This window comes from Daejeonella sp. (assembly GCF_037719425.1).
Lineage (GTDB): Bacteria > Bacteroidota > Bacteroidia > Sphingobacteriales > Sphingobacteriaceae > Daejeonella.
This window is the reverse complement of record NZ_JBBJNI010000048.1, coordinates 1-26,808: the sequence shown is the minus strand read 5'-3', so window position 1 is coordinate 26,808 and position 26,808 is coordinate 1. Positions and strand designations below refer to the sequence as shown.

The 26,808-nt window shown below is 41.1% G+C and carries 27 protein-coding genes; 11 read left to right on the top strand and 16 right to left on the bottom strand.

Annotated elements, in window-relative coordinates:
- Positions 1-337, bottom strand: a 337-nt coding sequence (locus tag WKF69_RS08385; RefSeq protein ID WP_340381149.1) for an SDR family oxidoreductase, incomplete at its 3' end; no start/stop codon positions are given.
- A gap of 104 nt (positions 338-441) precedes the next feature.
- Positions 442-1,215, bottom strand: coding sequence for an exodeoxyribonuclease III (xth, locus tag WKF69_RS08380; protein WP_340381148.1), 774 nt, complete (start codon positions 1,213-1,215; stop codon positions 442-444).
- A gap of 88 nt (positions 1,216-1,303) precedes the next feature.
- On the opposite strand from xth, the gene WKF69_RS08375 reads away from it, so the two are divergent.
- Positions 1,304-2,227 carry a metallophosphoesterase gene (locus WKF69_RS08375; RefSeq protein ID WP_340381147.1) on the top strand — a complete coding sequence of 308 codons (924 nt, stop codon included), beginning with the start codon at positions 1,304-1,306 and terminating at the stop codon, positions 2,225-2,227.
- 72 nt (positions 2,228-2,299) lie between these two features.
- Here WKF69_RS08375 and WKF69_RS08370 read toward each other — a convergent pair whose 3' ends face one another.
- Positions 2,300-2,782, bottom strand: coding sequence for a hypothetical protein (locus WKF69_RS08370; protein WP_340381146.1), 483 nt, complete (start codon positions 2,780-2,782; stop codon positions 2,300-2,302).
- 37 nt (positions 2,783-2,819) lie between these two features.
- A complete protein-coding gene (locus WKF69_RS08365; protein WP_340381145.1) occupies positions 2,820-4,244 on the bottom strand; it encodes an AAA family ATPase in 1,425 nt (474 codons plus the stop codon).
- A 182-nt stretch (positions 4,245-4,426) separates the two neighbouring features.
- On the opposite strand from WKF69_RS08365, the gene WKF69_RS08360 reads away from it, so the two are divergent.
- From WKF69_RS08360 to coaD, 3 genes are read left to right on the top strand one after another with little or no spacing between them, the layout of a single operon-like run.
- The gene (locus tag WKF69_RS08360; RefSeq protein WP_340381144.1) at positions 4,427-5,278 is read left to right on the top strand and encodes a DUF3822 family protein; all 852 of its coding nucleotides are present in this window, start codon (positions 4,427-4,429) and stop codon (positions 5,276-5,278) included.
- Positions 5,269-5,805 carry a 16S rRNA (guanine(966)-N(2))-methyltransferase RsmD gene (rsmD, locus tag WKF69_RS08355; protein WP_340381143.1) on the top strand — a complete coding sequence of 179 codons (537 nt, stop codon included), beginning with the start codon at positions 5,269-5,271 and terminating at the stop codon, positions 5,803-5,805. Before WKF69_RS08360 ends, rsmD begins: the two co-directional genes overlap by 10 nt.
- 60 nt (positions 5,806-5,865) lie before the next feature.
- On the top strand, positions 5,866-6,327 hold the full coding sequence (gene coaD, locus WKF69_RS08350; RefSeq protein WP_340381142.1) for a pantetheine-phosphate adenylyltransferase: 462 nt from the start codon (positions 5,866-5,868) through the stop codon (positions 6,325-6,327).
- A gap of 7 nt (positions 6,328-6,334) precedes the next feature.
- Here the strand turns inward: coaD and WKF69_RS08345 are convergent, their stop codons facing one another.
- Complete coding sequence (locus tag WKF69_RS08345; RefSeq protein ID WP_340381141.1) at positions 6,335-6,736, bottom strand: SRPBCC family protein; 402 nt, start codon at positions 6,734-6,736, stop codon at positions 6,335-6,337.
- Positions 6,733-7,392: an orotate phosphoribosyltransferase gene (gene pyrE, locus WKF69_RS08340; RefSeq protein WP_340381140.1), complete on the bottom strand. Its 660-nt coding sequence runs from the start codon at positions 7,390-7,392 to the stop codon at positions 6,733-6,735. The genes WKF69_RS08345 and pyrE overlap by 4 nt, the downstream gene beginning before the upstream one ends.
- On the opposite strand from pyrE, the gene WKF69_RS08335 reads away from it, so the two are divergent.
- Together WKF69_RS08335 and clpB are read left to right on the top strand one after the other, a co-directional pair.
- Positions 7,391-8,002: an NUDIX domain-containing protein gene (locus WKF69_RS08335; protein WP_340381139.1), complete on the top strand. Its 612-nt coding sequence runs from the start codon at positions 7,391-7,393 to the stop codon at positions 8,000-8,002. The two genes, pyrE and WKF69_RS08335, sit on opposite strands and share 2 nt — an antisense overlap.
- Positions 8,003-8,179: 177 nt before the next feature.
- The gene (clpB, locus tag WKF69_RS08330) at positions 8,180-10,798 is read left to right on the top strand and encodes an ATP-dependent chaperone ClpB (protein ID WP_340381138.1); all 2,619 of its coding nucleotides are present in this window, start codon (positions 8,180-8,182) and stop codon (positions 10,796-10,798) included.
- A gap of 86 nt (positions 10,799-10,884) precedes the next feature.
- Here clpB and WKF69_RS08325 read toward each other — a convergent pair whose 3' ends face one another.
- The 6 genes from WKF69_RS08325 to WKF69_RS08300 form a co-directional block, all read right to left on the bottom strand.
- Positions 10,885-11,073 (bottom strand): cold-shock protein, encoded by a 189-nt coding sequence (locus WKF69_RS08325; RefSeq protein WP_079703939.1) that lies wholly within the window; start codon positions 11,071-11,073, stop codon positions 10,885-10,887.
- A 168-nt stretch (positions 11,074-11,241) separates the two neighbouring features.
- Positions 11,242-12,318: a phosphotransferase gene (locus WKF69_RS08320; RefSeq protein ID WP_340381137.1), complete on the bottom strand. Its 1,077-nt coding sequence runs from the start codon at positions 12,316-12,318 to the stop codon at positions 11,242-11,244.
- A 31-nt stretch (positions 12,319-12,349) separates the two neighbouring features.
- Positions 12,350-13,651: a DUF5690 family protein gene (locus tag WKF69_RS08315; RefSeq protein ID WP_340381136.1), complete on the bottom strand. Its 1,302-nt coding sequence runs from the start codon at positions 13,649-13,651 to the stop codon at positions 12,350-12,352.
- A gap of 140 nt (positions 13,652-13,791) precedes the next feature.
- Positions 13,792-14,154, bottom strand: a complete 363-nt coding sequence (locus WKF69_RS08310; RefSeq protein WP_340381135.1) for a hypothetical protein — start codon at positions 14,152-14,154, stop codon at positions 13,792-13,794.
- Positions 14,155-14,223: 69 nt separating this feature from the next.
- On the bottom strand, positions 14,224-14,427 hold the full coding sequence (locus WKF69_RS08305) for a DUF1456 family protein (RefSeq protein WP_340381134.1): 204 nt from the start codon (positions 14,425-14,427) through the stop codon (positions 14,224-14,226).
- A gap of 19 nt (positions 14,428-14,446) precedes the next feature.
- Positions 14,447-15,748 (bottom strand): DEAD/DEAH box helicase, encoded by a 1,302-nt coding sequence (locus tag WKF69_RS08300; RefSeq protein ID WP_340381133.1) that lies wholly within the window; start codon positions 15,746-15,748, stop codon positions 14,447-14,449.
- A gap of 87 nt (positions 15,749-15,835) precedes the next feature.
- Here WKF69_RS08300 and WKF69_RS08295 point away from each other — a divergent pair, with 87 nt between their 5' ends.
- The 3 genes from WKF69_RS08295 (at position 15,836) to WKF69_RS08285 (ending at position 18,286) form a co-directional block, all read left to right on the top strand.
- Entirely contained in the window at positions 15,836-16,711 is an 876-nt protein-coding gene (locus WKF69_RS08295) for a polysaccharide deacetylase family protein (RefSeq protein WP_340381132.1), read from the top strand.
- 73 nt (positions 16,712-16,784) lie between these two features.
- Entirely contained in the window at positions 16,785-17,297 is a 513-nt protein-coding gene (locus tag WKF69_RS08290; protein ID WP_340381131.1) for a DUF2911 domain-containing protein, read from the top strand.
- Positions 17,298-17,383: 86 nt separating this feature from the next.
- Complete coding sequence (locus WKF69_RS08285; RefSeq protein WP_340381130.1) at positions 17,384-18,286, top strand: alpha/beta fold hydrolase; 903 nt, start codon at positions 17,384-17,386, stop codon at positions 18,284-18,286.
- Position 18,287: 1 nt separating this feature from the next.
- Here the strand turns inward: WKF69_RS08285 and WKF69_RS08280 are convergent, their stop codons facing one another.
- Positions 18,288-18,740, bottom strand: a complete 453-nt coding sequence (locus tag WKF69_RS08280; protein ID WP_340381129.1) for a 3-oxoacyl-ACP synthase — start codon at positions 18,738-18,740, stop codon at positions 18,288-18,290.
- Positions 18,741-18,912: 172 nt separating this feature from the next.
- On the opposite strand from WKF69_RS08280, the gene WKF69_RS08275 reads away from it, so the two are divergent.
- Complete coding sequence (locus tag WKF69_RS08275; RefSeq protein WP_340381128.1) at positions 18,913-20,541, top strand: ATP-binding cassette domain-containing protein; 1,629 nt, start codon at positions 18,913-18,915, stop codon at positions 20,539-20,541.
- Positions 20,542-20,855: 314 nt separating this feature from the next.
- On the opposite strand, the gene WKF69_RS08270 is transcribed toward WKF69_RS08275, so the two are convergent.
- From WKF69_RS08270 to WKF69_RS08260, 3 genes are all read right to left on the bottom strand, one after another.
- The gene (locus tag WKF69_RS08270) at positions 20,856-22,766 is read right to left on the bottom strand and encodes a family 20 glycosylhydrolase (protein ID WP_340381127.1); all 1,911 of its coding nucleotides are present in this window, start codon (positions 22,764-22,766) and stop codon (positions 20,856-20,858) included.
- Positions 22,767-23,027: 261 nt separating this feature from the next.
- Positions 23,028-23,525, bottom strand: coding sequence for a peptidylprolyl isomerase (locus WKF69_RS08265; protein ID WP_340381126.1), 498 nt, complete (start codon positions 23,523-23,525; stop codon positions 23,028-23,030).
- 35 nt (positions 23,526-23,560) lie between these two features.
- The gene (locus WKF69_RS08260) at positions 23,561-25,588 is read right to left on the bottom strand and encodes a thioredoxin domain-containing protein (protein ID WP_340381125.1); all 2,028 of its coding nucleotides are present in this window, start codon (positions 25,586-25,588) and stop codon (positions 23,561-23,563) included.
- Positions 25,589-25,758: 170 nt separating this feature from the next.
- Here WKF69_RS08260 and WKF69_RS08255 point away from each other — a divergent pair.
- Positions 25,759-26,808: dipeptide epimerase (locus WKF69_RS08255; protein WP_340381124.1), on the top strand; the 1,050-nt coding region annotated here is incomplete at its 3' end.

The following is a 26,808-nucleotide window of genomic DNA, read 5'->3' as shown; positions in this document are numbered from 1 at the left end:
TAGTGATCATGATCGGAGCCTTAAGGTTCACCATTATCATGGTGTCAATATCGCGTTCAGGCTGGTAAAGCAATGGTTTGTCGAAAGTTAAACCTGCGTTATTTATTACACCGTAAAGATCGTCACCGTGTTCTTCTTTAAGTCGTTTGCAGAATTCTTTAAGCTCGTTGACATTACTCAGATCAGCCGCCAGGATATGGTTACCCTCCTGAAGTTCTGTAATATTTTCAGCCTTAGAAGCGTGTAAGATCAAACAATATTCCCTGTCTAATCTTCTGGCCATCGCTAAACCCAAACCCTTACTTGCTCCGGTAATTAAAACTTTTGGTAGACTCACGAGTGTTGGATTAGCTTCAATTTTTTTAATAGTCCAAAAATAGAAATATACTTCAACGAAACTAAGTGATTTGTAAAAGTTAGTACGGACTATTTCAAGAACTATTAGTCCGATAACTCAATCCATACAGGTCCATGGTCACTGCTCTTCTCCCATCCCCTTACATGGCGGTCGACCCCTGCGGCTTTTAAACGTCCTTCAATTGAGGGGCTCAAAAGAAAATGATCAATTCTTAATCCGGCATCGCGGCCATAAGCATTCCTGAAATAATCCCAAAAAGTATAGATCGTCTGATCAGGATAAAGCTTGCGTATGGCATCAGTCCAGCCCTGCTCCATTATCTTCCCGAATGCAGCACGGGTCTCAGGACGGAATAAGGCATCATCGACCCAACGCTCTGGTTTATACACATCAATCTCCATAGGCATTACGTTATAGTCTCCTGTTAACACAACCGGCAGGCCGCTCGCTATAAGCTCAGTTGCATGAACCCTCAGCCTTTCAAACCACTGGAGCTTATAATCGAATTTGGGTCCTGGTGCAGGATTGCCATTTGGAAGATAAAGACAGCCCACAACAACATCGTTTATCCAGGCTTCGATGTACCTACTGTGCAGGTCCTCCGGATCACCGGGAAGAACCCTTCGTAGTTCTTTGATCTCCATTCCTCTTGCGAGGATAGCAACTCCATTCCAGCTTTTCTGTCCATGCCATATCGCATTGTATCCCGCATCATTAATAGCCTGCAGGGGGAATTTTTCTTCAGGGGCTTTTAACTCCTGCAAACAAACAATATCCGGTTTCGTTTCTTCCAGCCACCGGAGCAGGACAGGCAGGCGCCCGTTTACCCCATTTACGTTATAGGTCGCTATTCTCATAAAATAAAATGAGCAAATTAGATAATGAGCAAATTAGTAAATTCTGGCGGAGCTTCTAAAATAATGTTCTAAATTGCTGCGCATGGCAATGAAAAGAAAAGATTTCCTTAAAGCGTCAGTTGCTGCCGCAGGCCTTTCTATACTTCCTGAAATGGCCTCAGCAAAAGCTGTAGCTCCTAAACGATCTTTCCGTTTCGCATTCATTTCGGATATCCACGTAAAGCCTGAGCCAATTGCAGAGCAGGGGATGGCTAAGTCTCTTCAGCATATACAGAAGTTGAGGCCAAAAGCCGATTTCATTGTTATGGGAGGTGATGCTATCTACGATTCACTTAAGGCAACAAAAGAGTATACAAAGACACAATGGAATACCTACCAATCTATTCTGGTAAAAGAGAATAGCTTGCCGGTGTATAACTGTATCGGCAATCATGATATTTTCGGCTGGTACAATGTGCCGAAGGACACCAGTGACCCGCTGTATGGCAAAGCATGGGCCTTAAAAGAGCTTGATTTAGCTGCACCTTATTATCATTTTAATAAAAGAAAATGGGATTTCATCGTTCTTGACAGCACCCAGGAGCGTTCTGAAGGAGGGTATATTGCAAGGCTCGACGAAGAACAGTTTAAATGGCTTGAAAACAAATTGGATGAGATCCCGTCCGGTCACTTTATAAGCATCATTTCACACATTCCGATACTATCCATTTGTGCCGGTCTATATTTTGGAAAGAACGATCCTAATGGCGATCTGAGGATCCAGTATATGCTTATGCATACTGATTTTTTCAGGATCAAAGAGCTATTTAATAAGCATCCGAATATTAAAAATTGCCTGAGCGGTCACATCCATTTGCAGGATGAAGTTGATTATAACGATATCAAATACTTTTGTAACGGAGCGGTGAGCGGGAATCTCTGGAAAGGACCCTACTATGAGTTTGGCCCCGCTTATGCACTATTTGACTTCTTCGAGGATGGTACCTGCAAACGTAGTATGGTTTCGTACTGAGGCTTAGGAGTCAGGTTTTAGGGAAAAATCCCGGTGATAGATATCCCCGCGCGCACTCTCTGTTAAAAAATGTTAGTTCTTACAATCGATCTTATCAAACTTTATATTAAAAACAGAAGCTTCAGAAAACACCTCTCTGCCTGTTTTTGGGTTAACAGTATAGTTTTTCTGGATCAGTTTATTCCCGCTGAGTTTAAACTCAACCTGTAATGTATCATTCATGCCCTCCTGCATATACACCCAGATGCCTTTAATCAGTTCTCCGTCTCTGGTCGCATTTATTTTCCCTACACGCTGGTCTTTCTCCTTTGGATAATGGCCAAAATCTCCAGTGACCTTATCTCCAGCCATAACAAGCTTAAGGGAAGTAGTATCCTGATTAGAGGTACCGGCAAGTTTCTGAAAACACATTTTTTGACCAACTGCTGCGTGACTGTCATCAACTGAAGTATTCACGGCAACCGTAGTATCCGTAATAGCTGTGGCCCTGTCTGGCTGTGACGTACAGGCTGCAAAACTTAATGTCGCAGCAAATAATATAATTAAACGTTTCATAATATGTTTTCCAATAGTCAGGCAATTATCTTGCCCATTACTCTTTTACCTTAACGCCGCCGAAAAATTTATCACTGAAATTAACAAGAAACAGCTCATTGGTAGAACGTGTGATACCTGTATAAAGCCATCTTAAAAACTCGGTATTGAGCATTTCATCGGTAAGGTATCCCTGGTCGATAAAAACTGCAGGCCATTGGCCGCCTTGTGCTTTATGACAGGTAACTGCAAAAGCAAATTTGACCTGAAGGGCATTGAAATAAGGATCTTTCTTCATTTCCTCCATCCTGATCTGCTTATTTTCGAAATGGCTATAATCCTCCTGAACGGCTTCAAACAATCGCTTACTATCGGCACCAGAAAGGCTTGGTGTTTCAGCATATAATGTATCCAACAGAACTTTACAGGTTAGGGGTTCCTCATCGGGATAATCGAGCAATTCGATAACAACTTCCGCAAAACGAAACCCATATTGCTCTTCAATCCTTCTCACTTTTCGGATCTTGCCTATATCTCCGTTTGCAATGAAACCGCCGCTGTTATCTTCCGCCTGCAGCCAGAAATAATTATTTCGAACTACCATGATGAAATCTCCCCCCGTTATCTCTTCCTCCCGATATAAAATCCTGTTCCTGATGTTCTGATTGTAAGCATTTGCGCTTTTATTGGAACGGCATATGACTATTGAGTTTTCTATCCCATACTTATCATAAGCGTAGCTCAGGCCTTCAACAAGTTTCTCGCCTGTCATTTTAAAGATATCCCTGAATCCTTTCAGAGTGAAACGAGGAAAGCTGCTTTTGTTCTTTCTTATAAGCTCACGTAATTCCGTTGCATTGTGAAGAATCCCTGATTCTCTCTCCTGGCGAACGACATCGGTAAGCTCGTAACTAAACAGGTGCAGCCCAAAGTTGTCCTTAAGTACTTTGGGATCCAGCGCCGGGCTCCTTTCGGATCCCACAGGTGGCAGCTGTGCAGTATCTCCAACCAGCATAAGCTTGCAATTCTTACCATTGTAGACATAGCTGATCAGATCCTGAAGTAAGCTTTGTCTGCTGTAATCGTGGACCTGGTCGGAGATCATTGAGGCCTCATCCACAACGAAAATTGTGTTCTCTGATAAGTTATCAGAAAGTACAAAATTCATTTCAGGGCTAGCCGCAACTTTCTTGCGATAGATCCTCTTGTGAATGGTAAAAGCCTTTTTTCCTGAGTAGTTACTGATCACCTTAGCGGCACGGCCCGTTGGAGCAAGTAAAACAGATTTGAGCTTGACCCTTGGCAACACTTTCACCAAAGCGCTAATCAGGGTGGTTTTCCCGGTACCAGCGTACCCTCTAAGCAGAAAACATTCCTCACCAGACCCCATAGGCAAAAATTCTTCGAGCAAACTGAACACGTCCATCTGCTGCGAAGTAGGTATTTTACCGAAGTTCTGTTCCAGCAGATCCTTAATATTCATCCCTGCAATTTGCAAATTCTCTAACTATTCCGATTCTGGAAGATAAAAAACAATAAAAATAATAACAGAAAACGTTCTGTGGTCGATTAGTAGCAATGAGCGTAAGGTGAACCGCAACCAGGGCATTCAAAAACAGATTATAATTACTGACATATTAAACAGAAAACATACTTTTGTCACTGATGAATAAACTGCTTTATCTTTCTGACGACGAGGTTCAATCGCAGCTGGCAACGAAGTACAATCTTTTGGTCCATATCGGACTGGAAACTTTCCGATACGCCATTATTGACACAGTACATGATCAGGGCAAGGTTCTTGCAGAATTCGAAATTCCGAAAGTAAGCAATGTCGCAGCGCTAATAAAAGCTATAGAGGACCTGCCGGAAAGCAGCCGACAATTCAAATTTAGTTTCAACAACGTTAAGATATCCTTCGATACTTCAAACTATACTTTCATACCGTCAGATCTGTATGATGAGGAAAATCGTGAAGAGTACGGCAAGTATTTAGGCCTGACGGGCAGCAGTGAGCTTCTTGTTCACAGTTTACCTTCGGCGGAAATCAAGAACATAGTGGCAATTGAATCTGAATTGAATAAGGCTCTAAATAGAATATTCCACAAGCCCCGGATCTATAATCAGGCGGCTCCATTTTTAGAGGGAGTCCAGAGATCCCTTAAACGGGAAGAGGACGCAGTGTGCTTCATTGATGTTCAACTGAGGCACTTCCAGGTAGCTTTATTTAAAGACTTCAAATTAGAGTTTTACAATTCGTTTGAATATGCGAATGCCGATGAGTTTAATTATTATCTATTAAACATAATTGAATCTCTGAATATAAATTTGGAGCAAACTCCAATCACCTTATCAGGCCAGATCACTAAAACTGATGAAGTGTATCAACGGATAGAAAAATATTTTGAGAGCATCCGGTTTATGGATTCAGACCAACTAATAAAATATTCTGATAAATTTGAAGAGGTTCTGCCACATACCTTTTTCACATTATTCAGTCTCGACCTATGCGTATAATCGGGGGTAAATTAAAAGGACAACGATTAAACCCTCCTGCAAAATTACCAGTCAGGCCCACTACGGATAGCGCCAAAGAAGCCCTTTTCAACATTCTTTCCAATCAATTAGATTTTGAGAGCCTCAAAGTGCTTGACCTTTTTAGCGGCACGGGAAATATTTCACTCGAATTCGCTTCGCGCGGAGCTCCTTCAGTAACTTCAGTGGATCGGGATTTCGGATGCTACAATTATCTAAAAACAGTTGCTAAACAATATGGTCTGGATGCCATTCAGCCAGTGAAAGCTGATGTTCTCAAATACCTGGAGGTTGAAACCGACCAATATGATCTGATCTTTACTGACCCTCCATACGATCTGCCGCAAATGAATCAGATGGCTCCCATTGTATTCAGAAGGAATATTCTAAAACCAGACGGAGTCCTTATCGTTGAGCATCACAGCATGAAAAAGATCAATAACGATCCTCATTTTATTGAACAAAGAAAATATGGCTCTTCATCATTCAGCTTTTTTGCACATAAATAAACCCTATTAATTACTCCCCAACTTTTGTTTATTAGCACTTTTATCCTTTAACTTTATAATATGAAGATCGCCTTATTTCCTGGCTCGTTTGATCCGGTGACGAAAGCTCACGTTGATATCTTGCGCCGTGCAATTCCATTATTTGATAAGGTTGTGATCGGCATTGGCTTGAATAGCACCAAAGCGGCGTTTTTAGATATAGGCCGGAGAAAAGGAATGCTGGAAGCCGTTTTTGCAGATGAACAAAAAGTGGAGGTCGCAACTTATGAAGGCCTTACTGTAGAATTCTGTAAGAAAATCGGGGCTGCTTATATGATAAGAGGTATCCGTACAGTTTCAGATTTTGAATATGAAAAAGCTATCGCACAAATGAATCATGCTTTAGTCCCTGAAATAGAAAGCATTTTCATAGTAAGCAAACCAGGTTACTCTTCGATCAGCTCGACGATCGTTCGCGACATTATGAGAAATAATGGTGATGTGAAGCAGTTTATACCAAAAGAGGCGTTTGATCTCCTCTAAACAATATCTAGGCTTCCAGTACCTTCTTCAGAGCTGCTGTTTCATGATCCACCAGTTTTTGCAGAGGGCCTGCCGCCAGCATCTTCATCATCATGTTGAGCTCTGCTGAGATCGCATAATGTGCTTCAGTTTTACCATTGCCTTTATCTCTAACTGACCATTTTAACTCCAATGCAAACGGGGCTTCCTCAGATGGGATAGCGATTATTTCTTCATTTTTTTTGCGCGAAGAAACTTTAAGTGCCAGTTTAGCCATATTTTGAATGGTAAACTTTGCTTCGTCTGGTGTTGATGACCAGTTGTAAATATTTTCTGGCATCAGTTGCTGATGGTTGTTAAGATCTGACAAGAATTCATAAACCTTTTCTACAGGCTTATTTACCGTTACCTTACTTTCGATGATGGTCATATCTTAGTTTTAATGGTATCTCCCCAGCCCTGCGGATCTTCACGCCACTTACGCAATAACCTTAAATCTTCTTCAAGGACAAAGTTATGCTTCTGCGCGTAATCGATCAGTGCGTTATAATTAGATAATGTGAAGAAAGGGCACCTGGCATTCTTGAAATTTTCCTCCGCAGCGTCAAATCCGTAGTTGAAGATAGCGACAAGTCCAGCAACTTCACAACCCGCTTCGCGCAATGCACTAACAGCCTGCAGGCTGCTTTTTCCTGTTGAGATAAGATCTTCTACAACAACCACGCGCTGGCCTGGTGAAAATTCTCCCTCGATCAGGCTGCCTGTACCATGCTCCTTAGCCTTAGAGCGAACATAAATAAATGGAAGCCCCAGTTCCTGGGCCACCAGTGCTCCCTGAGGGATACCTGCAGTCGCAACCCCAGCTATAACCGATACCGACCCAAACTCTTCCTGCACAAGTTGTGTTAATTTCTGACGGATGTAAGTCCTGATAGAGGGATGAGAAAGCGTTATACGATTATCACAATATATTGGAGATTTCCATCCGGAAGCCCACGTAAATGGATTATTCGGTTGTAATTTAATTGCTTTAATTTGCAGAAGGAATTCAGCTACTTTTTGTTCAATCTCACCCTTATTAGTCATGGCCCAAATTTATAAAATATATATCAATGAAACCATTTTAATCCTTGCCGACTCAATACCGCCGGATATAGAAGATTATCAGGAAGTTAAACTAAAGGGATTCAAGTTTTCCAAATTCTACAGCAGTGTAAAGGACCAGGACACCCCAAAAACCTTTTTACTACTGGCAAGAGATTCCATGGATGTATTTAAAAAGATCAGGAAATCTATGCAGATGATAAAGGCCGGAGGCGGGCTCGTAAGCAATGAAGAAAACAAGTATTTATTCATTTTCAGAAAGGGAAAATGGGATTTGCCTAAAGGCAAGCTGGATAAGGGCGAGTCATTCAGAGTAGCTGCAGTTCGTGAAGTCGAGGAGGAATGTGGAATAAAAATCGATAGCAGCAACGAAAAGATCTGTAAAACCTATCATATTTACGAAGTATATGGTGTTCCGGTCATCAAGAAAACGGTTTGGTATTGGATGAGAGCAAATAATCAACCCAATCTTATTCCCCAGATCGAAGAAGGGATTACAGATGCGAGGTGGTTAGCTGCAGGTGATTTCATGCTGGTTCGCGAAAACACATTTCCCTTAATCAAGGATGTAATTCGGATAATCGAATATTGATTAGGTATGAGTATGGAAGTAATTATTACTTCCATAACCATTAGAAGTTAACGACAATATTTCCGATTAATTCATTAGATATCAGACATTTATTCAGTTCTAAATATTTCCAACAGACAAAATTTCAGGTCCCTGAGAACTAAACCCAACTGGTCTTTGTTTTGACATTAAGATCATATGAATCTTAACAATTTCACGATCAAAACACAGGAGGCTATCCAAAAAGCTTCCGAAATAGCATCAGGCAATCAGCAGCAAGCTATTGAAACCGCTCATATATTAAAAGGCTTATTAACCGTTGATGAGAACGTCATCAGTTACCTGCTAAAAAAACTAAACGTTAATATTAACCGCATTTCCGAAGTCATTGACGCCCAGATCCAGAGCTTCGCAAAAGTCAGTGGGAGCGAAATCTATTTATCATCCGGGGGAAATAGCGCGCTTCAAAAAGCTCAAACTTATCTCAAGGAATTTAAGGATGAGTTCGTCTCGGTAGAGCACGTTCTTCTAGGCCTGCTGGGAACCGGCGACAAAGTAAGCTCTATCCTTAAAGACGCTGGGGTAAATGAAAAAGATCTTAAAAAAGCAATCACAGAGCTCCGGGGGAACACAAGAGTGACCGATCAGAACGCTGAAGCAACATACAATGCTTTAAATAAATACGCCCGCAATCTTAATGAATATGCCGAATCTGGTAAACTTGATCCGGTAATTGGCCGTGACGAAGAAATAAGGCGTGTTATCCAGATCCTTTCGCGCCGTACCAAGAATAACCCAATTCTAATTGGAGAACCGGGTGTTGGTAAAACAGCAATTGCGGAGGGTATCGCTTTCCGTGTGATCCAGGGAGATGTTCCCGAGAATCTGAAATCTAAAACTGTATACTCACTCGATATGGGAGCCCTGATAGCGGGAGCAAAATATAAAGGGGAGTTTGAAGAGCGCCTGAAAGCAGTTATTAAGGAAGTTACCCAAAGTGATGGTGAGATCATTCTTTTCATCGACGAGATCCATACGCTTGTTGGCGCTGGTGGCGGTGAAGGTGCCATGGATGCAGCTAATATTTTGAAACCAGCTCTTGCAAGAGGCGAGCTGCGTGCCATCGGTGCAACTACCCTGAACGAATATCAAAAGTATTTTGAAAAGGATAAAGCCCTTGAACGTCGGTTTCAGAAGGTGACTGTAGATGAACCTAATACTCAGGATGCTATTTCAATCCTTCGTGGTTTGAAAGAACGCTATGAAACACACCACAAAGTAAGGATCAAAGATGAGGCGATCATTGCAGCTGTTGAATTATCTCAGCGGTATATTTCCGACCGCTTTCTTCCGGACAAGGCCATTGACCTGATGGATGAAGCAGCTTCAAAATTACGCCTTGAGATGGACTCCGTTCCGGAAGCTGTGGATGAACTTAACCGAAAGATTATGCAGCTTGAGATTGAAAAGGAAGCGATCAAACGGGAGAATGACGACAAAAAGGTGAAAGAGCTCTCTGAAGAGATCGCCAATATGTCCAGCGAACGTGACTCCTTAAAAGCTCGCTGGCAGGCTGAGAAGGACCTCGTTGATTCATTAAACAACCAGGGAGAGCTGATTGAAAACTTTAAACTTGAGGCAGATCAGGCGGAACGTGCCGGTGATTATGGGAAAGTAGCCGAGCTTCGATATGGAAAGATCAAAGAGGCTCAGGATCAGGCAGAGCAATTGAAAAAGCAGTTGGAAGAAACTCAGTCTGACAACCGAATGCTGAAAGAAGAAGTAACTTCCGACGATATTGCTGGTGTGGTATCTCGCTGGACTGGAATCCCAATTACCAAGATGATACAAAGTGAGCGTGAAAAGCTGCTTCACATGGAACAGGAGCTCCATAAGCGTGTTGCAGGTCAGCATGAAGCCATCGAAGCGATTTCGGATGCAATCAGACGCTCGAGAGCTGGTCTTCAGGACAAACGCAAGCCAATCGGTTCCTTTATTTTCCTTGGTACGACTGGTGTGGGGAAAACAGAGTTAGCAAAAGCCTTGGCCGACTACCTTTTCAATGATGAACATGCGATGATCCGCATCGATATGAGTGAATATCAGGAAAGGCATTCGGTATCAAGGCTTATTGGCGCGCCTCCGGGATATGTTGGGTACGACGAAGGCGGGCAGCTTACTGAAGCGGTCCGCAGAAAACAATATTCTGTAATTCTGCTTGATGAGATTGAAAAGGCACATCCGGACGTCTTTAATATCCTGCTTCAGGTCCTGGATGATGGAAGACTAACAGACAACAAAGGCAGGGTGGTTGATTTTAAAAATACGATCATCATTATGACCTCTAATATCGGTTCACATCTGATACAGGAAAACTTCAAAGATCTTGACGAAGAGAACCGTGAAGAAGTTGTTGCCAAAACAAAAAACGAGTTGTTTGACCTTTTAAAGCAAACTATTCGTCCGGAATTCTTAAACCGGATTGACGAGCTGATCATGTTCACCCCGCTTAACCGTGAGGAGTTAAGAGATATTGTTTCCCTTCAGTTTAAAGGCGTCCAGGATACCCTTGCTGAGATGGGAATAGAGATCGAGGCTTCTGAAGAGGCTTTAGACTGGCTGGCTCAGCTTGGTTATGACCCTCAATTTGGTGCAAGGCCGTTAAAAAGGGTTATTCAGAAAAAGATCCTGAATGAGCTGTCAAAAGATATTCTTTCTGGAAAAGTTGACAAAGACAGCAGAATAAAGCTTGATATGTTTGACAATCAGTTTGTATTCCTCAATTCAGATAAAGCAGAAAAAGAGCCATCTGCGTAAACAAAATTGATTCTAAAAAAAAGCAGCTTTGATCTGGATCAAAGCTGCTTTTTCCTTTTTAGGATGTAATCTTTAAAGTAATAGAATTAAGCTAATCTTACATTAACAGCGCTAAGGCCTTTTTTACCTTCTTCTACTTCGAATTCTACTTTATCATTTTGTCTTATATCCTGCTTAAGTCCACTAACGTGAACGAAAATTTCCTTGCCATCCTCTTGGGTAATAAATCCGAATCCTTTGGACTCGTTGAAAAATTTTACTGTACCGGTTTCCATTAAATTAATTGTTTAGTTATTAAAATAGTTTATGTGTTTTATGCAAATTAGTTAATTAATTGCAATATATAAATATATAAAAATGTTAATTATAATATGCCTGATGGATTTTTGAGAATTGTCATGAAAAGACAGCGTGCCGAAAGCAGTAGTTTATCAGCCAGAAAATCAACTATTTAAACAATTATCCACGATACCCTGAAGTATTTTCTCCTTATTAAAAAATTCTGACAGTAATTTGAATTGATTTACCGTTCGCACAAGATTTTGCTCAGGATAGATAACTGGGTAATAAACATTTTCATTTAGATAATCGGTCAGGAACCTTAACGCCTGCATATAAATCAGATACTTTCCCGAGAAAAGTATCAGTTCCTTTTCTGTAGCTGTTAGAATTGAGCCCATCTCTTTTAAATAGCCTTTAACGATTGCTTCGAAATACTCGATCCTTATAAATATCTTATCCATATCAGGCTCATTCTCTGAAAAGGCGCAGAGATAAGTCCGCATCATGTCTCCCAGATCTGAAATGAACTTACCAGCCATTAGCGTATCAAGATCAATAACGCAAATGCCTTCATTCGTCGTCTTATCAAAAAGCATGTTACTGATCTTGGTATCATGGTGCATCGCCCGATCAGGAAAATCAGCTGAGTTTTTATACGAATTGAAGTAATCAACTATAAAACTATGCCTTAATGCTTTTTCAATTTGCTCGGATGCTCTTGATTTGAGTCCGGCATCGGCATTATTAAGTGCTTCTTTAAACTGATCGAAACGCAGGTTCAGATCATGAAAACCCGGGATACTCGGCCGCAGCAATGATGCATCAAATCCATCGAGAAATTTGCTAAGCTTACCAAACTGTTCGGCAGCTTCATAAGCCTGTCTTGGATCGCTTAAGGTGTCATATGCTATAGAATTGGCTATAAAGTATGTCAAGCGCCAATACGTCCCATCCACAAACGCCATTTCCTCTCCGCTACTTGTCGGGATTGATCCGACAAAAAGATATGAAGGATAATTCTCCTTTAGATAGCTTCCTACTAATCGAACATTTTCAGCGATGATTAAAGGATCTTTGAATACATTCTGATTGATGCTTTGTAATATACATTTTTGATCCTTTCCTGAAACCGAGATCAGGTAAGTGGAGTTTATATGACCTGTTCCGTACTTCTCCGACTTAACCTCGTCAGCAGCATACCCATATTTGTCCAGTACTTGCTCTATTATACTATTCATTAAACAAATTGCCAGTGAATTTAAACTAAGACTAAATCTCCTTTTTACCTGTTTCCGGAGTTAATGCAAATGTCCGGTATTTCCCAACAAAGTAAATGGCAGAAAATATTGTCAAAGCTAATCCCGCCATCGACAACACGATCACACTGTTCGAAAAGAAGGTCACCCAGTTAAGCTTAACCTTAAAAATTTCTTTGCTCATCAGTACGCCGACACTCCCAATATAGCCGAAGGAGTCAGCCAAATAGATCAGAAACCCGACATTTCCTGCATGTTTAAATGTTGCGATAAGCCTGTCGAAAAATACTGAGTTGAAGGGTATATAAACCATATATAAACCCAACCCTACCAAAGTCATCCACCAAATTGGAGCAAGGTTGCCCTCTACGAAAAGATAAGAGGATATTCCAGCACAGATAAATCCAAGGGATATAAAAATGTGTGACAACATAAATGCTTTGAAGCTATTTTTTATAAGCACCATGCTTCCAACAAGAACGAGAACTACAATGGTTATAGGAATCTCCGTTTGTGCAAAGAGTTCCGGCTTGTCGAAAAAGCCCATCTCCTTCCACATTTCAGCACCAAAATTATCGCGGATATCGCGGAAGATCGTTGCGAAACAGTAAATTAGTATACAAGCCGCCAAACCAGGCAAAAACATTTTTATGAAGGCCTTTCTGTCCTCAGCAGACATGGGTTCCCTGTGGGTGCGGGCAATAACATCTTCCTTATCCGGATCGGGAATCTTCTCCATCATATATACAAAGATCAGCAGCGGACCTGCGAAAACCAGACCCGTGTAGAATGGCACCCAGAATTCAGAAATATTAAAAGTCACGAGCAGCCACGCGCCAACGGTCTTAACAAAACCAGATGCAAATATAAAGCTGACTGCGAGGGTTGCTCCGATAAAGTCAGTGCTTCTCCGGCCTTCGACATACGAAAAAACCACTCCCCATAGCATTCCAAGGGGGAATCCGTTTATAAATAGAAATGCGATATTATACGGAGGGGGTACCATAGCGAAGAAAAGCCAGCTAAGCCAGGATATACCTGTAAGCAACAGGATGATTCTCCCCCGCCCGCTGCGTTTCAGCTCGGAAATATATTTTATACCATAAAATTTTGCCAGCATATAACCCAGCATTTGGCTAAGAACCAAAATAGTTTTATAACTATATCCGGCTATTGCAATACCATCGAACGTTGCGACCGTGAATGATTTTCTGAAACCGAATACCATCGTATAAGTCAGGAAGACCGTAATTGCGGAATAAATACCGATCTGTAAACTTGTTCCTTTGATGTGTTTTGGATTAAAAAGAGCCACTGTTCCGGGGAAATAATATCAATCTTTATTAATTAATGAAAGGAAGGTAGTAAAACCTTTGGCAATGAAAAAATTCTTGAGCATAAAAAAAGCTATTTCCCATGCCTGGAAAATAGCCTTAAAATATCTTCAAAAACAGATTAATTATTCTTATCGAGTTCTTCTTCTGAAGTCCCTCCGGGATTGTCTATATGGTTGTATCCTTCTTTGGGATATTTAATGTTCTTACCTTCAGGATTCTGACTTCCCGGTTTATTTGGGTCAACCTCATTCTCTGCATATGCTCCGCCCTCGTATTTCTGATCACCAATCATGTGGTTCTCCTCGTTTTCGCGGATGCCGCGCTCATTTGCCTCAGGAACTTTAGCTCGTTCAGTCATCTTATGGAAGCTGCCCTTAGGCTCCTTTTTTACTCCCCCGGCTCCGCCAATTGTTCCGTTATTATTTCTGGTGTTATCAGAGTTGTTTTCTGTAAAACCGCTGTTTTTATCTTCAGTTGCCATGATATTAAGTTTATATCAATACAACAGCTAAAAGCCAGGATTGTTCCAAAAAAGGGTGTTGAAGAGCTTCTAGGGCTTAGGTCCCCTTTTGTGAATAATTAACCCGTTGAGGAAATTCCGAAGAATTTGGTCGCCGCAAGGCTTAAAATTCTCATGCTCCTTATTGCGAAAGATCGCCGCCAGTTCAGATTTAGTGATGGCAAAATCTGCCAGCTTTAGAATATCTACTATCTCCTGATCGTTTAGCTTGAGAGCTACACGAAGCTTTTTCATGATATCGTTATTGCTCATTTTATCTTGAAATTTCTATTTTAACACGCTTATTCTTTATTTTTTCGTCTTTGATCAGCTTTAATGTTTTTTCAACTTTCGATCTGTTGACGGCAGCGTAGGACGAGAAGTCCTGAACTTCAATCAGACCAAGTTCTTCCTTTTGAAGTTTTCCCTTTTGCAATAAAAGTCCTACAATATCTATTTTATTTATCTTATCCTTTTTTCCTGCTCCAATGTATAAAGTAACCCAGGGTGTGTTTTCAGGAACAGTGTCGCTTTGTTTAATTTCTTCAAGTTCAGTTTTATCTGTCAGAAACGCAGGATTTTCTTCTTCGGTCAATATAACATAAGCCGTCCCCTTCGCGTTCATTCGCGCTGTACGCCCGTTCCGATGTAAAAACGCCTCCTCATTGTGAGGAAGCTGATAATGCACAACATATTCAATCTCAGGAATATCAAGACCCCTGGAAGCCAGATCTGTGGTGATAAGTATCCTGTAGCTGCCATTTCTGAACTTTAACAGTGCCTTTTCACGATCTTCCTGCTCCATTCCGCCGTGAAATATTCCATGGTCGAGACCCATATCCCATAAAACGCCGCTAATCCGGTCGACTGCCTCCCGATGGTTACAAAAAACTAATGTTGCTTTATCTCCTATTTTACAGATCAGTGAAAAAAGTGTTTCAAGCTTGTCGGCTGCCTCTGACACAATTCTTTTTATTTTGAGATCAGGAACAACCGTATTATCCTTTAAAAAATCTACTTCAACCTGTTTGTGCATTCCCGCAAAGGTTGGTATCTCCTTCATTTTTGTCGCTGACGTGAGTATCCTACGCTTTAGATTTTTCATCCTCCGGATGATAAATTCCATGTCTTCGGCAAATCCAAATTCGAGGGCTTTATCGAATTCATCAAGAACCAGAGAATGAATTGAGTCTGGGTTAAGATTCTCATTCCGTAAATGGTAAGCCATACGGCCGGGGGTGCCAATAAGGACGGCTGGCGCTTGAACCAGATTATTTTTCTCTGTTCTTACAGGATGTCCCCCATAGCAGCAATTGACTTTAAAACCGGTGCCCATTGCTTTGAATACCTGTTCAATCTGCAGCGCAAGTTCGCGCGATGGAACCAGGATCATGGCTTGCACACCTGTTGAATCTTGATTCAAATTTGAAAGGACTGGAAGAAGAAATGCGATTGTCTTCCCGGATCCGGTTGGTGAGAGGAGAATAATATCGTTATTTGAAGCTGCCTTAATCGCCGCCCGCTGCATCTCATTTAGTTTAGCAATCTTTAGATTTTTTAAAACTTTCTCTACCATGAGGCAAAGGTAGTTGCTTAAAATCGAATACATTTTATTTATTTTCGCAAGCATAAAAACAAACCTCGAATACTTACGTTTTCAAACATGATCAAAAAATTAATCCCGCTATTTCTTTCAGCAGTCGTTCTGATATCAGCCTGTCAATCTAATTCAAAATCCAAAACCAATTCCGACAGCCTTGAAGTTCAGGGTGTAGATGAACCTGTTGCACAGGATGGAATTACAGAAGAAAACGTCCCTCAACAAAAAGGGAAGATTGCCAGTGCGGCCGAAATCTTAGCCCGCCCGCAGGTACCAGTTCTTTGTTACCACCAAATCAGGAACTGGATTGCATCAGATGGAAAAGTTGGCCGCGATTACATCGTGCCCACTGCCGAGTTTAAGTCGCAAATGAAAATGCTTGCAGACAGCGGTTACAATACCGTGTTACCAGATCAATTATATAACTATTTGGCTTACGGTGCTAAACTGCCGAAAAAACCGATCATGCTTACCTTCGATGACACAAAGCTCGACCAATGGACAGTAGCAATGCCAGAACTTAAGAAATATGGGTTTAAAGGAGTCTTTTTTATCATGACCGTATCCCTTGGCAGGCCTAATTATCTGAGCAGGGAGCAGGTGAAGAAAATGTCGGACGCCGGCCATGTAATCGGTTCACATACTTACGACCATCAAAATGTAAAGAAATATCAGGGTGAGGATTGGGTAACACAGATCGAAAAACCAACCAAGACGCTTCAGGAAGTAACTGGCAAAGACATAAAATATTTTGCATATCCATTTGGTCTGTGGAATAAAGAAGCGATTCCTGAGTTAAAAAAGAGAGGATTCAGTTCAGCGTATATACTCGCCGAAAAACGAGATGAGAATGATCCATTATTCACCATTCGCAGGATCATTGCCAGCGGATACTGGAATACAAAGACTTTGCACAATAGCATTGTTAAGAGTTTTTAAAGAAGTAACAATTCCGTTCAGAAATAATGAATATTTCTAAATCCGTTATATTAGTAAAGTAAAAAAAACAATTATGAAAAGAATATTCATTTTAACCCTGATCGCGGGCCTGATTACAAGCTTCAATGCATCAGCACAAAAGGATAAAAGCAAGAGACCAAGCCCGCCGGCCAAAGTATCTCAGACTCTTTCATCAGGCGCAGCAATTTCAATTGATTATAGTCAACCATCAGTAAAAGGACGGTCAATGGAAATCCTTACCCCCACTGGTAAGGTATGGCGAACCGGTGCTAATGAAGCGACAGTCTTCGAAACTTCCAAGGACGTAAAAATCGAAGGTAAAACACTGCCTGCAGGTAAATACAGTATTTACAGTATTCCCGGTGAGAAGGAATGGACAGTAATCTTTAATAAAACATGGAATCAATGGGGAACCATATATAAAGCCGACGAAGATGTTCTGCGTGTTAACGTAAAATCAGGCAAGACTAATAAGTTTACTGAAATGATGACGTTCAATATCGACAACGGAGGCAAAGTTTCTCTTGCCTGGGCTGACACTCAAGTAGATTTTAAAGTTCAATAGAAAAAAACATTATATTAGAAGGGCTTAAGTATAATACTTAAGCCCTTTTTTATGCTTGACTATTTGAAAAAACCATCTACACCTCTATGAAGCTTATTTGCGGTTATCTTCTTATCTCTATTTTAACATTATCCTTAATCACATCATGCAAATCAGGCGCGGAGAACTTAACCAAACCAGACGACAAGTATCTGGACAATGACTTCAAGCCTGATGAGTTTTATCCGGGCGGGCAGGTTGAATTAGCAATACCCTCTTCGGGCTCAAACATGTATGGCTTTGCTTACACCGCTGATGGTAAAGGCCCTCATCCAACAGTAATCCTCCTTCATGGGCTTCCGGGAAATGAGCGCAGCCTGGATCTGGCACAAAGCATTAGACGTGGAGGCTATAATGTCATTTACTTCAACTATCGTGGGGCATGGGGCAGCAAAGGCACGTTTGGCTTTCAAAATTCACTGGATGATGTGAAATCTGTTTTAGATTATGTCACAGATTCAACTAACGGCAGCAACCTAAGGGTTGATAAGGATCGCATAGCCTTGTTCGGACATAGCATGGGTGCCGGCTTCGCTTTAATTGCAGGCCTAAAGGATCCAAGGGTAAAAAGTGTTATCGGCATTTCTGTTTTTAATCCTTATACACTGCTCCAGGGGAAAGGTGCCGAGGGAAACCTGATAGGTTTAAAAGAATATTTATCAAGTTTGGGTATGTTGAACTGCGACCCAAATAAATTCCTTAATGATCTCTTAAAAGATAAAAACCAATATAATATTGAAGCTTTAATTGCGACTGCCCAAAAGCCACTATTGGTAATTGATGAGCATATGAACAACCAGGGTTTTACGCAGTTCAACAAGAAAAAGAATTTTACTTATAAGATCTGGAATACCGACCATGCCTTTTCAAATCGACGAATCGCGTTAACGGCAGAGGCTAAAAATTGGCTGGATAAAACTATGCCCCAAAAAGAGAGGAAAGAAGAATAAGTTATTCAACCTTTTCAATCCGGAATAATTTTCCATTGAAATCAAATTCAAAACCTGCTTTCTGTTTCATCAATTTAAGCCCTATTGGTGACACTGAAGAAACAGCAAAATAATTACTATCCTCCGCGGAGATTTGTCCACGGCTGATGCTGATGTAGAATTTACCATAATTTGTAATGACAAGACTACCGTTCTGAACTATATCTGTTGGTTTTACCGGATCAATTTGCTCTAATACCAGTTTTAATTTTTGAGATTCTTCCAGCTGCTTCCTGTTTCGATCTATCTCCTGCTGCATCATTTCTCTTCCAGTCTCATACTTATCTCCCGCACTGCTCTTCGTATCATCATTTGCTGATTCACGGGCAGCAGTAATTGCGTGCTGAGCAGTGGCAATTCGCTCTTCAACATAGTCCATGCACATGCGATGAAGTTTTTCTTTGATGTCAGACATTAAACAAAGAAGCGTATTTAAAAAGACTATTGCACACGGCTATTAAATAATTATTACAATTTTCCTTCCCGTTTAGATTCATATTAAAATCAGTTAACTGGCCACCAAGGTATCGGTCCCAAACCTTTTAATTTTCGTTGAATTTCCATACCTTTGCACTTTATTTCAAATCATGATTACAGTATCAAATCTATCATTACGTTTCGGTAAGCGCACACTCTTTGAAGAGGTAAACTTAAAATTCACACAAGGGAATTGCTATGGAATTATTGGCGCAAATGGCGCTGGTAAATCTACGTTTTTGAAAATCCTTTCAAAAGAAATAGACCCTTCTTCAGGATCAGTTTCATTTACTCCAGGAGAACGGATGGCGGTTTTAAGTCAGAATCACTACGCTTTTGATGAATTTCCTGTTATCGAAACTGTAATGATGGGCCACAAAGAGCTGTACAGGGTGATGAAAGAAAAAGATTCACTTTATGCCAAGGAAGATTTTAATGAGCAGGATGGCGAACGCGCTGGTGAGCTTGAAAATATTTTCGCTGAAATGGATGGCTGGAATGCGGAAAATAACGCCGCGACTATGCTCAGCAATCTAGGCATTAAGGAAGAATTTCACTACAGCCTTGTGAAAGATCTCGACGGTAATCAAAAAGTAAGGGTATTGTTAGCTCAAGCCTTATTTGGGAAACCTGACATCCTGTTACTGGATGAGCCTACCAACGATTTGGACATTCAAACGATCGCATGGCTGGAAGATTTTCTTGCATCTTATGAAGGAATCATTTTGGTTGTTTCTCACGACAGGCACTTTCTGGATACTGTTTGTACCCATGTTCTGGATATAGATTTCAGCAAAATGACCATTTATACCGGGAATTATACATTCTGGTATGAATCAAGTCAGCTGGCATTAAAACAACGCTCTGATCAAAATAAAAAGACTGAAGAGCGAGTAAAAGAATTGCAGGAATTTATTCGCAGATTCAGCGCGAACGCGTCTAAGTCAAAACAGGCAACGAGCAGAAAAAAAGCATTAGACAAGATCAATATCGATGAGATAAAACCATCTAACCGGAAGTACCCCGGAATTATTTTCAATCATCAGGGACGTGAAGCTGGCGACCAGATTTTACAAATTCAAAACCTGAGGAAAGAACTAAATGGTGAGATCTTATTTTCAGGCATTAACCTGATGGTTAACAAAGGTGATAAGATCGCCATTCTGTCTGAAAACAGTTTAGCAACCACAGCTTTTTACGATATCCTTTCTGGACGAGACAAGGATTACAAAGGCGAATTCAAATGGGGTGTTACCATTAATACCGCCGACATTCCAAATGACAATTCAGATTATTTTAAAGGAAAAGACACGAATCTTGTCGATTGGTTACGTGAGTATTCTGAAGGCGACAAAGACGAGCAATTTATTCGTGGATTTTTAGGACGTATGCTGTTCTCCGGTGAAGAAGTTTTAAAGCAATCGTCCGTTCTTTCGGGAGGCGAGAAAATGCGTTGCATGTTCTCAAGAATGATGCTACAGCAGGCCAACTTGCTGATGTTTGATGAGCCTACCAACCACCTTGACCTCGAATCGATTACAGCGCTGAATAACGGAATGAAGGATTTTAAAGGAGTTATCTTGTTCACTTCACGAGATCATGAGCTTACTGAAACGGTAGCGAACAGAATTATTGAGCTCACTCCAGGTGGTATCATTGATAAACTTATGACATATGATGAGTACATCAACAGCGATACCGTTAAACAACAACGTGAGGAGCTGTATTCGTTAGCCTGATCTTCGCGGTACCAACGACAGGAAAAGCCATTGATGATTCAAAGGCTTTTTTACCTTAGTGTAATTGAAGAAAATCCGTTGCAAACAGATCGTTTGTCAGGCAGTCCGTATTGTCAAGCGAAGCTTAGACGGTTCTAAGACGGTTCCAAGACGGCTTTTAAGACAGTTGTTTTCAGGCTAATTCATCATCCTTCAGGCACTTGGTCTCGCCTTATTTTCCGGCTTAGTGTATTAATAAAAAGGGACCAGCTCCTTAGCGAGTGGTCCCCGTTAAATTATTGCAAACCCAAACCTGAGCTTCCTCGGAATATTAATTAGAGTCTCGCTCTTGTTTTCAACTCAGAGATCGGCATGGTCAGCATTCTTCCAACTGGCTTTCCATTTTTGTAAGTAATAAGCTTCATCTGGAAAGCATCAATCGGTGCTATTAAAGGGGTGGCATATTTAGGATAGAACTTATCAGGGAAGGAATTATCAAAGCTGTAATAAACATCCAATCCCGACACTTCCGTGCTCAGCTCGATCTTCAATTTATTATCGGGAGTTTTGGTCGCTTTAAATATCGGGTCGTAAACACTTGGTGAATATTTAATCTCAGCAAGATCCAAACGCTTAAAGTGGTTTTCAACTCTGTTAAAAAATTCGGGCCAGTTCTTTTTCCCTTTAGGTGACCAAACAGATTCAGCAATGGCTAAACCCCTAGGCCATGTCATATACTCAGCCTGGCGTATGTTATAAATCTGTTCGGTCCACAAATTTGCCTGCCCACCTTTTATATATTGCGGATCAACACCATCCGGAACGGGCTCAAATTCATACGATTTATTCAATCGCAGCGATGCATAAACCTTAGGCTCAGAGATCACGTCAGATTGCATATAGTCAAGGTATGCAAATGTGGTAGGGCTCATTACAACCTGATGTTTATCATGCGCGGCCTCAATACCATATTTCATTCCTCTCCAACTCATCACAGCTGTCGACTGGCTGACTCCGCCTTCAAGAACTTCATCCCAGGCCATCAATTTTTTACCTTTAGATTCCACGATTTTCTCCACCCTCTTTGTAAAATAACCCTGGACTTCCTGAATTTTCTTCATCCCTTCACGGGCCATAAGAGCCTTAACCTGGTCATTTTTTTGCCAGTAATTAATTGGGGCTTCGTCGCCTCCTAAATGGATATATTCGAACGGGAAAAGCTTTGCTATCTGCGTTATTACCGTGTCCATGAAAACATAGGCCTTTTCATTCGCGGGGCATAGGGTATTATCAATTAATGCTTTTGGAGGAGCGCCACCCGACCAATCCATAATCTTCTCGCCGGAACGCGGCTTGTAATTTACCGCCTCAGGTGTGCAGGAAAGCTCAGGATATGCAGCGATCGCCGCGAGGCTATGCCCGGGTACATCTATTTCGGGCATAATATCTATGAAGCGATCCTTGGCGTACTTAACCAATTCCTTGATATCCTCCTGAGTATAAAAACCGCCGTAGTCGCGAGCCTCACTTGCTGTTGGGGGGATGAAATCACCAAATGTTCCTGTTCTGTTCACACGCCACGCACCTACTTCCGTAAGCTTTGGCAAACCTTTGATCTCAATTCTCCATCCTTCATCATCCGTTAAATGCAGGTGAAGTAAATTATATTTATATCGCGCCATGGCATCGATATATTGTTTGACTTCATCCTTCGTGAAAAAATGGCGGGCGACGTCGAACATCAAACCTCTCCAGCCTAATTTTGGATAGTCCATTATTTCTGCAACCGGAATTGACCAGCTTGCCCTATTAACGTGAACTTTGCTTTCAATTTCCTCAGGAAATAATTGAATCAGGCTTTGAGCACCGTAAAAGAGCCCTGCAGCTTTGTTCGCCTTGATAATTACATGAGCAGGCGTTACTGATAAACTATATCCCTCATTACCTAGTTTGGAGTCAGGCTGAGCATTTAACTGGAGTTTAATTGTTGGACTCGCAGAAGAGGTTACTGAGATGACCTTATAGCCTGTTGATTCTGATAATCTTTCACGAAGAAGCGCTACTGTTTGCGTTAGTTCCGGTGTATTTGCTGCCTGAATTACAACGTTTTTAGGAAGTGTGAAATGTCCTGCACCTTTAACAATTGAAACTGGCTGAGGAATAATTGCTATTCCCGCATCTGGCGATTGACTAAAAGCATTAATGGAAATTAACAAGTAACATAGGAGCTGGATTGTACTTTTCATAAAATATTTCAGTATAGATAAATTTTGATCCTGCAATTTATGCATTTAAAAAGACATAACAAGGCCTGGAAACCCGATTAGAGGATTCTGAAAACAACATCTTATTTTGAATATTGGAATAAAATTATTTCCACAAAATGAAGAACACATGATTTTTTAGTATTAATTAATTTGTAAGCAAAACAATCCATCGATCCTGCGGATAATAAAAAAGGGGAAGCATGATTAGTGCATCCCCTATAATAAAATTATTCTTTGCTTTTAATGTCCGGCGTGACCGTCAGCACCATGGGCATGGCCGTGATCAAGCTCTTCAGCAGTGGCTTCTCTCACAGAAATGATCTTTCCGATAAAATGTAACTCCTGACCGGCCATTGGATGATTCAAATCTACTGTTACAGCAGCATCAGATACAGCCTTCACTTGAGCACGGAAATTATTTCCTTCATTGTCCTGCAAAGGAAGTACAGAGCCGATCTCTGGCTTTTCCATTTCTCCAAACATATCTATTGGAAGTTCGGCGATAGCATTCTCATCTTTCGTTCCGTAGGCATCTGCTGTAACGAGATGAAAATCATACGTATCACCTGCTGAACAGTCTTGCAAATTCTCTTCAAATTTTGGCAACATCATTCCCACGCCATAAAGAAATACCAGGGGATTCTGCTCATCTGCTTTTTCAACAAATACTTCCTCGCCGTTTTCTTTTGTGTACAGATCATAAGTCAGCGCAACAACGCTGTTTGGTTGAATTTTCATTGTTTTTTAGTAATAAGTAATGCTGAAAATGGCCTTTATTCCTGGCTTCCCGGCGTTGTACTTGAGTTATCGATTTGGTTCATGGCGCTAATTACCTCTGTAACAGGTAACAAACACGATCTATTTTGGCAGACATATATTTTTGTTTCTATATGCCATTTATCTTGGAGCAAAGGTAGTGTTCCTGATGTTCCTCCCAAAAGAATTTTATTAGGAATATAATATTTCTCAAGGTCAATGCGCCTCTGCTCTGCCATAGAACCCGTTATTGCAATTTCATAGATCCCTAAAATCCTGAACAATAACAGGGAGGCCCAATTAGAATACCCTGAAGGGTACTTTATAATATGCGGTTGAACAGTTCTGATCATTTGGTCCGAAATCTTTAAATAATTGTCCTCATGGAAGAAATGGCCCAATTTAAAAAGGTTATGGGCCATAGCAGAATTGGACGATGAGATAACATTGTCCGTTATTTCTTGCTTTCTTGCTATCAGCTCCTCGCCTTTAGCTGATGTATAGAAGAATAAGCCGCTTTCTTCGTCATAAAAATCTGAGATTGTATGTTCCGTTAGTTGTTTAGCAAGGCTTATCCATTTTTCACTAAACGTAGACTCATATAGTCCGATCAGACCATCAATGACGAAAGCATAATCGTCAAGGAAAGCGTCAGAGGCTTCCGAAGAACTATAAACGCGGATAAGACGCCCATCATATAACAGCTTCCCGGTTATAAATTCAGCGCTTTTTAAAGCTGTTTGAAGAAACTTATCATCCGTAAAAACACGGTATGCGTCGGTATATGCTTTAAGCATCATTCCATTCCATGATGCCAATATTTTGTTGTCAAGTCCCGGACGAATCCGCTCTGCACGTACCTGAAATATTTTCTGCTTTGCATCTGTAATCTTTCGCTTAAGGACTTCGTCACTCATGCCGAGTTTTGATCCTAGTTCAGCATCATCCAATTTTCTTAAGAAGATATTGGTCTGCTCCTCTTCCCAGTTGCCTTCGTCAGTTATATTGTAATAGATATTGAATACATCTGCATCTTCAGCTAAAATACTTTGTATCTGATCTTTAGTAAACGTGTAGAATTTGCCTTCTACCCCTTCGCTATCGGCATCAAGAGCAGAGTAAAAGCCCGTGTCCGGGGATGTCATTTCCCGTTCGATAAACTTCAAGGTTTCGTAAACAACATTTTTATAAAGTTGATTCCCGGTATATTGATAGGCTTCGGAATATAAGGACACAAGTTGTGCGTTATCATACAGCATTTTCTCAAAGTGAGGAACATGCCATTCACCATCGACGGAATACCTTGCAAAGCCACCACCTATTTGATCATAAATACCCCCGAAGGCCATTTTCTCAAGGGTAATATTGACAGCAACATGAGCTGCATTGTCTTTCATTAGATGCGCATAGCGCAGCATAAATTGCCAGTTGTTAGGCAGCGGAAATTTAGGGGCGCGATTATATCCGCCTTCTACCAGGTCAAACGACCTTTTCCAGGTTTCAAAAATATCCTGGATATCTTTTAAAGTAAATTCCGCATCGGATTTAACGGGTATTAGCTGTTCGCTTTGCCGGATTCCTTCGGTCAGACGAATCGCGTATTCCTCTGCTTCATTTGGTTTATTTTTCCAAAAATCGGCCAGATTATCAAGTAAGCTGATCCAGTCTGGCTTTCTGAAATACGTTCCGCCGTATATTGGTCTTTGATCAGGAAGACAAAAACAGTTCAATGGCCACCCACCGCTGCCGGTCATCAATTGAACTGCATTCATATAGATCTGATCAATATCCGGCCTCGCCTCTCTATCGATCTTGATACAGATAAAATGCTCATTCATAACACGAGCCACCTCCTGATCTTCAAAACTCTCGTGTTCCATCACATGGCACCAATGGCAAGCTGAATAACCGATGCTGACAAGAATTAGCTTATTCTCTGCTCTGGCACGGCCTAAGGCCTCTTGACCCCATGGGTACCAATCGACAGGATTATTAGCGTGCTGAAGGAGGTAAGGTGAGGTCTGGTCTGTTAATCTGTTCGGCATCAAAAATAAATTTATAGCGCAAAAGTAGCGAAGCAAGCGATCAACTGATGCGGAAAGCTCTAAAATAATATATTAAAGACTAACGAAATTGAAATGTTAAAGTTTAAGTTTATTATTTTTCTGCATAAAAGTTAAAGCTTACTTTCGGGCACGAAAACCTATATCAAGTTATGAAGATCACCCACGTTGATATCTATCGTTTTAGCATTCCTATGGAACCGTTCGTCATTGCCACAGGAGTTATGGACTACGCTCAAAATGTTTTCATACGAGTCTACACGGATACCGAACATTTTGGTGTTGGCGAGTGTTCGGCGTTTCCAATGATCGTTGGAGAGACTCAGGATACATGTCTCGCAATGGCGAGGGAATTTGCAAAAATGTGGAAGGGCAAAGATGCGACAGATATCGAAGGGCGGATCCAGGATCTTCATAATGTAGCCGCACACAACGCAACTATTAAAAGTGCGTTTGATATGGCATTATACGATCTTGCCGCAAAGGCTGCAGGTCAACCTCTTTACAAATTTTTGGGTGGTGAGAAGCGCACGGTAGAAACCGACATGACCATTGGAATTGGGACTGCCGGCGAAATGGCCCAACTGGCTTTAGGTTATAAAAAACAGGGCGCAACTATTCTAAAGATTAAGTTAGGCAAAAACCCTGATGATGATCTGGAAAGAATGCGGAAGATAAGAGAAGTTGTAGGACCTCAAATGATTTTAAGAATCGACGCTAACCAGGGCTGGGATTACAATGCTGCTATGAAATGCCTGAATGGTATGGAGGAGTTAAATATAGAGTTCTGCGAACAGCCTATGCGAACCTGGTATGATGATAGGATGCCTGAATTAAGGAAAAATGTTGCAATAAAGGTTATGGCGGATGAAAGCTGTTATAATCATCATGACGCAAGAAAACTCATTAATTCGCAGAGCTGCGATTACATTAATATAAAATTTGCCAAATCAGGCGGGATAAATGAAGGACTAAAGATCCACAAAATTGCAGCCGAATCTAACATCCCATGCATGATTGGAAGCATGCTGGAAAGCAGGATAGCTCTAAGCGCTAATTTGCATTTCGCTTATGCCTGCAAGAATATTAAATATTTTGACCTTGATACCTGCCTATTGGGGCATTTGGCAGATCCGGTTACTGGTGGCCTTACCTATGAAGGTTACTTCTTAGACCTACCGGAAACTCCGGGGATTGGAGCC

Bases quoted from the DNA above. Each gene is read 5' to 3' on its own strand.
- xth (WP_340381148.1), bottom strand. From the start codon at position 1,215: ATGAGAATAGCGACCTATAACGTAAATGGGGTAAACGGGCGCCTGCCT.
- WKF69_RS08375 (WP_340381147.1), top strand. From the start codon at position 1,304: ATGAAAAGAAAAGATTTCCTTAAAGCGTCAGTTGCTGCCGCAGGCCTT.
- WKF69_RS08370 (WP_340381146.1), bottom strand. From the start codon at position 2,782: ATGAAACGTTTAATTATATTATTTGCTGCGACATTAAGTTTTGCAGCC.
- WKF69_RS08365 (WP_340381145.1), bottom strand. From the start codon at position 4,244: ATGAATATTAAGGATCTGCTGGAACAGAACTTCGGTAAAATACCTACT.
- WKF69_RS08360 (WP_340381144.1), top strand. From the start codon at position 4,427: ATGAATAAACTGCTTTATCTTTCTGACGACGAGGTTCAATCGCAGCTG.
- rsmD (WP_340381143.1), top strand. From the start codon at position 5,269: ATGCGTATAATCGGGGGTAAATTAAAAGGACAACGATTAAACCCTCCT.
- coaD (WP_340381142.1), top strand. From the start codon at position 5,866: ATGAAGATCGCCTTATTTCCTGGCTCGTTTGATCCGGTGACGAAAGCT.
- WKF69_RS08345 (WP_340381141.1), bottom strand. From the start codon at position 6,736: ATGACCATCATCGAAAGTAAGGTAACGGTAAATAAGCCTGTAGAAAAG.
- WKF69_RS08335 (WP_340381139.1), top strand. From the start codon at position 7,391: ATGGCCCAAATTTATAAAATATATATCAATGAAACCATTTTAATCCTT.
- pyrE (WP_340381140.1), bottom strand. From the start codon at position 7,392: ATGACTAATAAGGGTGAGATTGAACAAAAAGTAGCTGAATTCCTTCTG.
- clpB (WP_340381138.1), top strand. From the start codon at position 8,180: ATGAATCTTAACAATTTCACGATCAAAACACAGGAGGCTATCCAAAAA.
- WKF69_RS08325 (WP_079703939.1), bottom strand. From the start codon at position 11,073: ATGGAAACCGGTACAGTAAAATTTTTCAACGAGTCCAAAGGATTCGGA.
- WKF69_RS08320 (WP_340381137.1), bottom strand. From the start codon at position 12,318: ATGAATAGTATAATAGAGCAAGTACTGGACAAATATGGGTATGCTGCT.
- WKF69_RS08310 (WP_340381135.1), bottom strand. From the start codon at position 14,154: ATGGCAACTGAAGATAAAAACAGCGGTTTTACAGAAAACAACTCTGAT.
- WKF69_RS08305 (WP_340381134.1), bottom strand. From the start codon at position 14,427: ATGAAAAAGCTTCGTGTAGCTCTCAAGCTAAACGATCAGGAGATAGTA.
- WKF69_RS08300 (WP_340381133.1), bottom strand. From the start codon at position 15,748: ATGGTAGAGAAAGTTTTAAAAAATCTAAAGATTGCTAAACTAAATGAG.
- WKF69_RS08295 (WP_340381132.1), top strand. From the start codon at position 15,836: ATGATCAAAAAATTAATCCCGCTATTTCTTTCAGCAGTCGTTCTGATA.
- WKF69_RS08290 (WP_340381131.1), top strand. From the start codon at position 16,785: ATGAAAAGAATATTCATTTTAACCCTGATCGCGGGCCTGATTACAAGC.
- WKF69_RS08285 (WP_340381130.1), top strand. From the start codon at position 17,384: ATGAAGCTTATTTGCGGTTATCTTCTTATCTCTATTTTAACATTATCC.
- WKF69_RS08280 (WP_340381129.1), bottom strand. From the start codon at position 18,740: ATGTCTGACATCAAAGAAAAACTTCATCGCATGTGCATGGACTATGTT.
- WKF69_RS08275 (WP_340381128.1), top strand. From the start codon at position 18,913: ATGATTACAGTATCAAATCTATCATTACGTTTCGGTAAGCGCACACTC.
- WKF69_RS08270 (WP_340381127.1), bottom strand. From the start codon at position 22,766: ATGAAAAGTACAATCCAGCTCCTATGTTACTTGTTAATTTCCATTAAT.
- WKF69_RS08265 (WP_340381126.1), bottom strand. From the start codon at position 23,525: ATGAAAATTCAACCAAACAGCGTTGTTGCGCTGACTTATGATCTGTAC.
- WKF69_RS08260 (WP_340381125.1), bottom strand. From the start codon at position 25,588: ATGCCGAACAGATTAACAGACCAGACCTCACCTTACCTCCTTCAGCAC.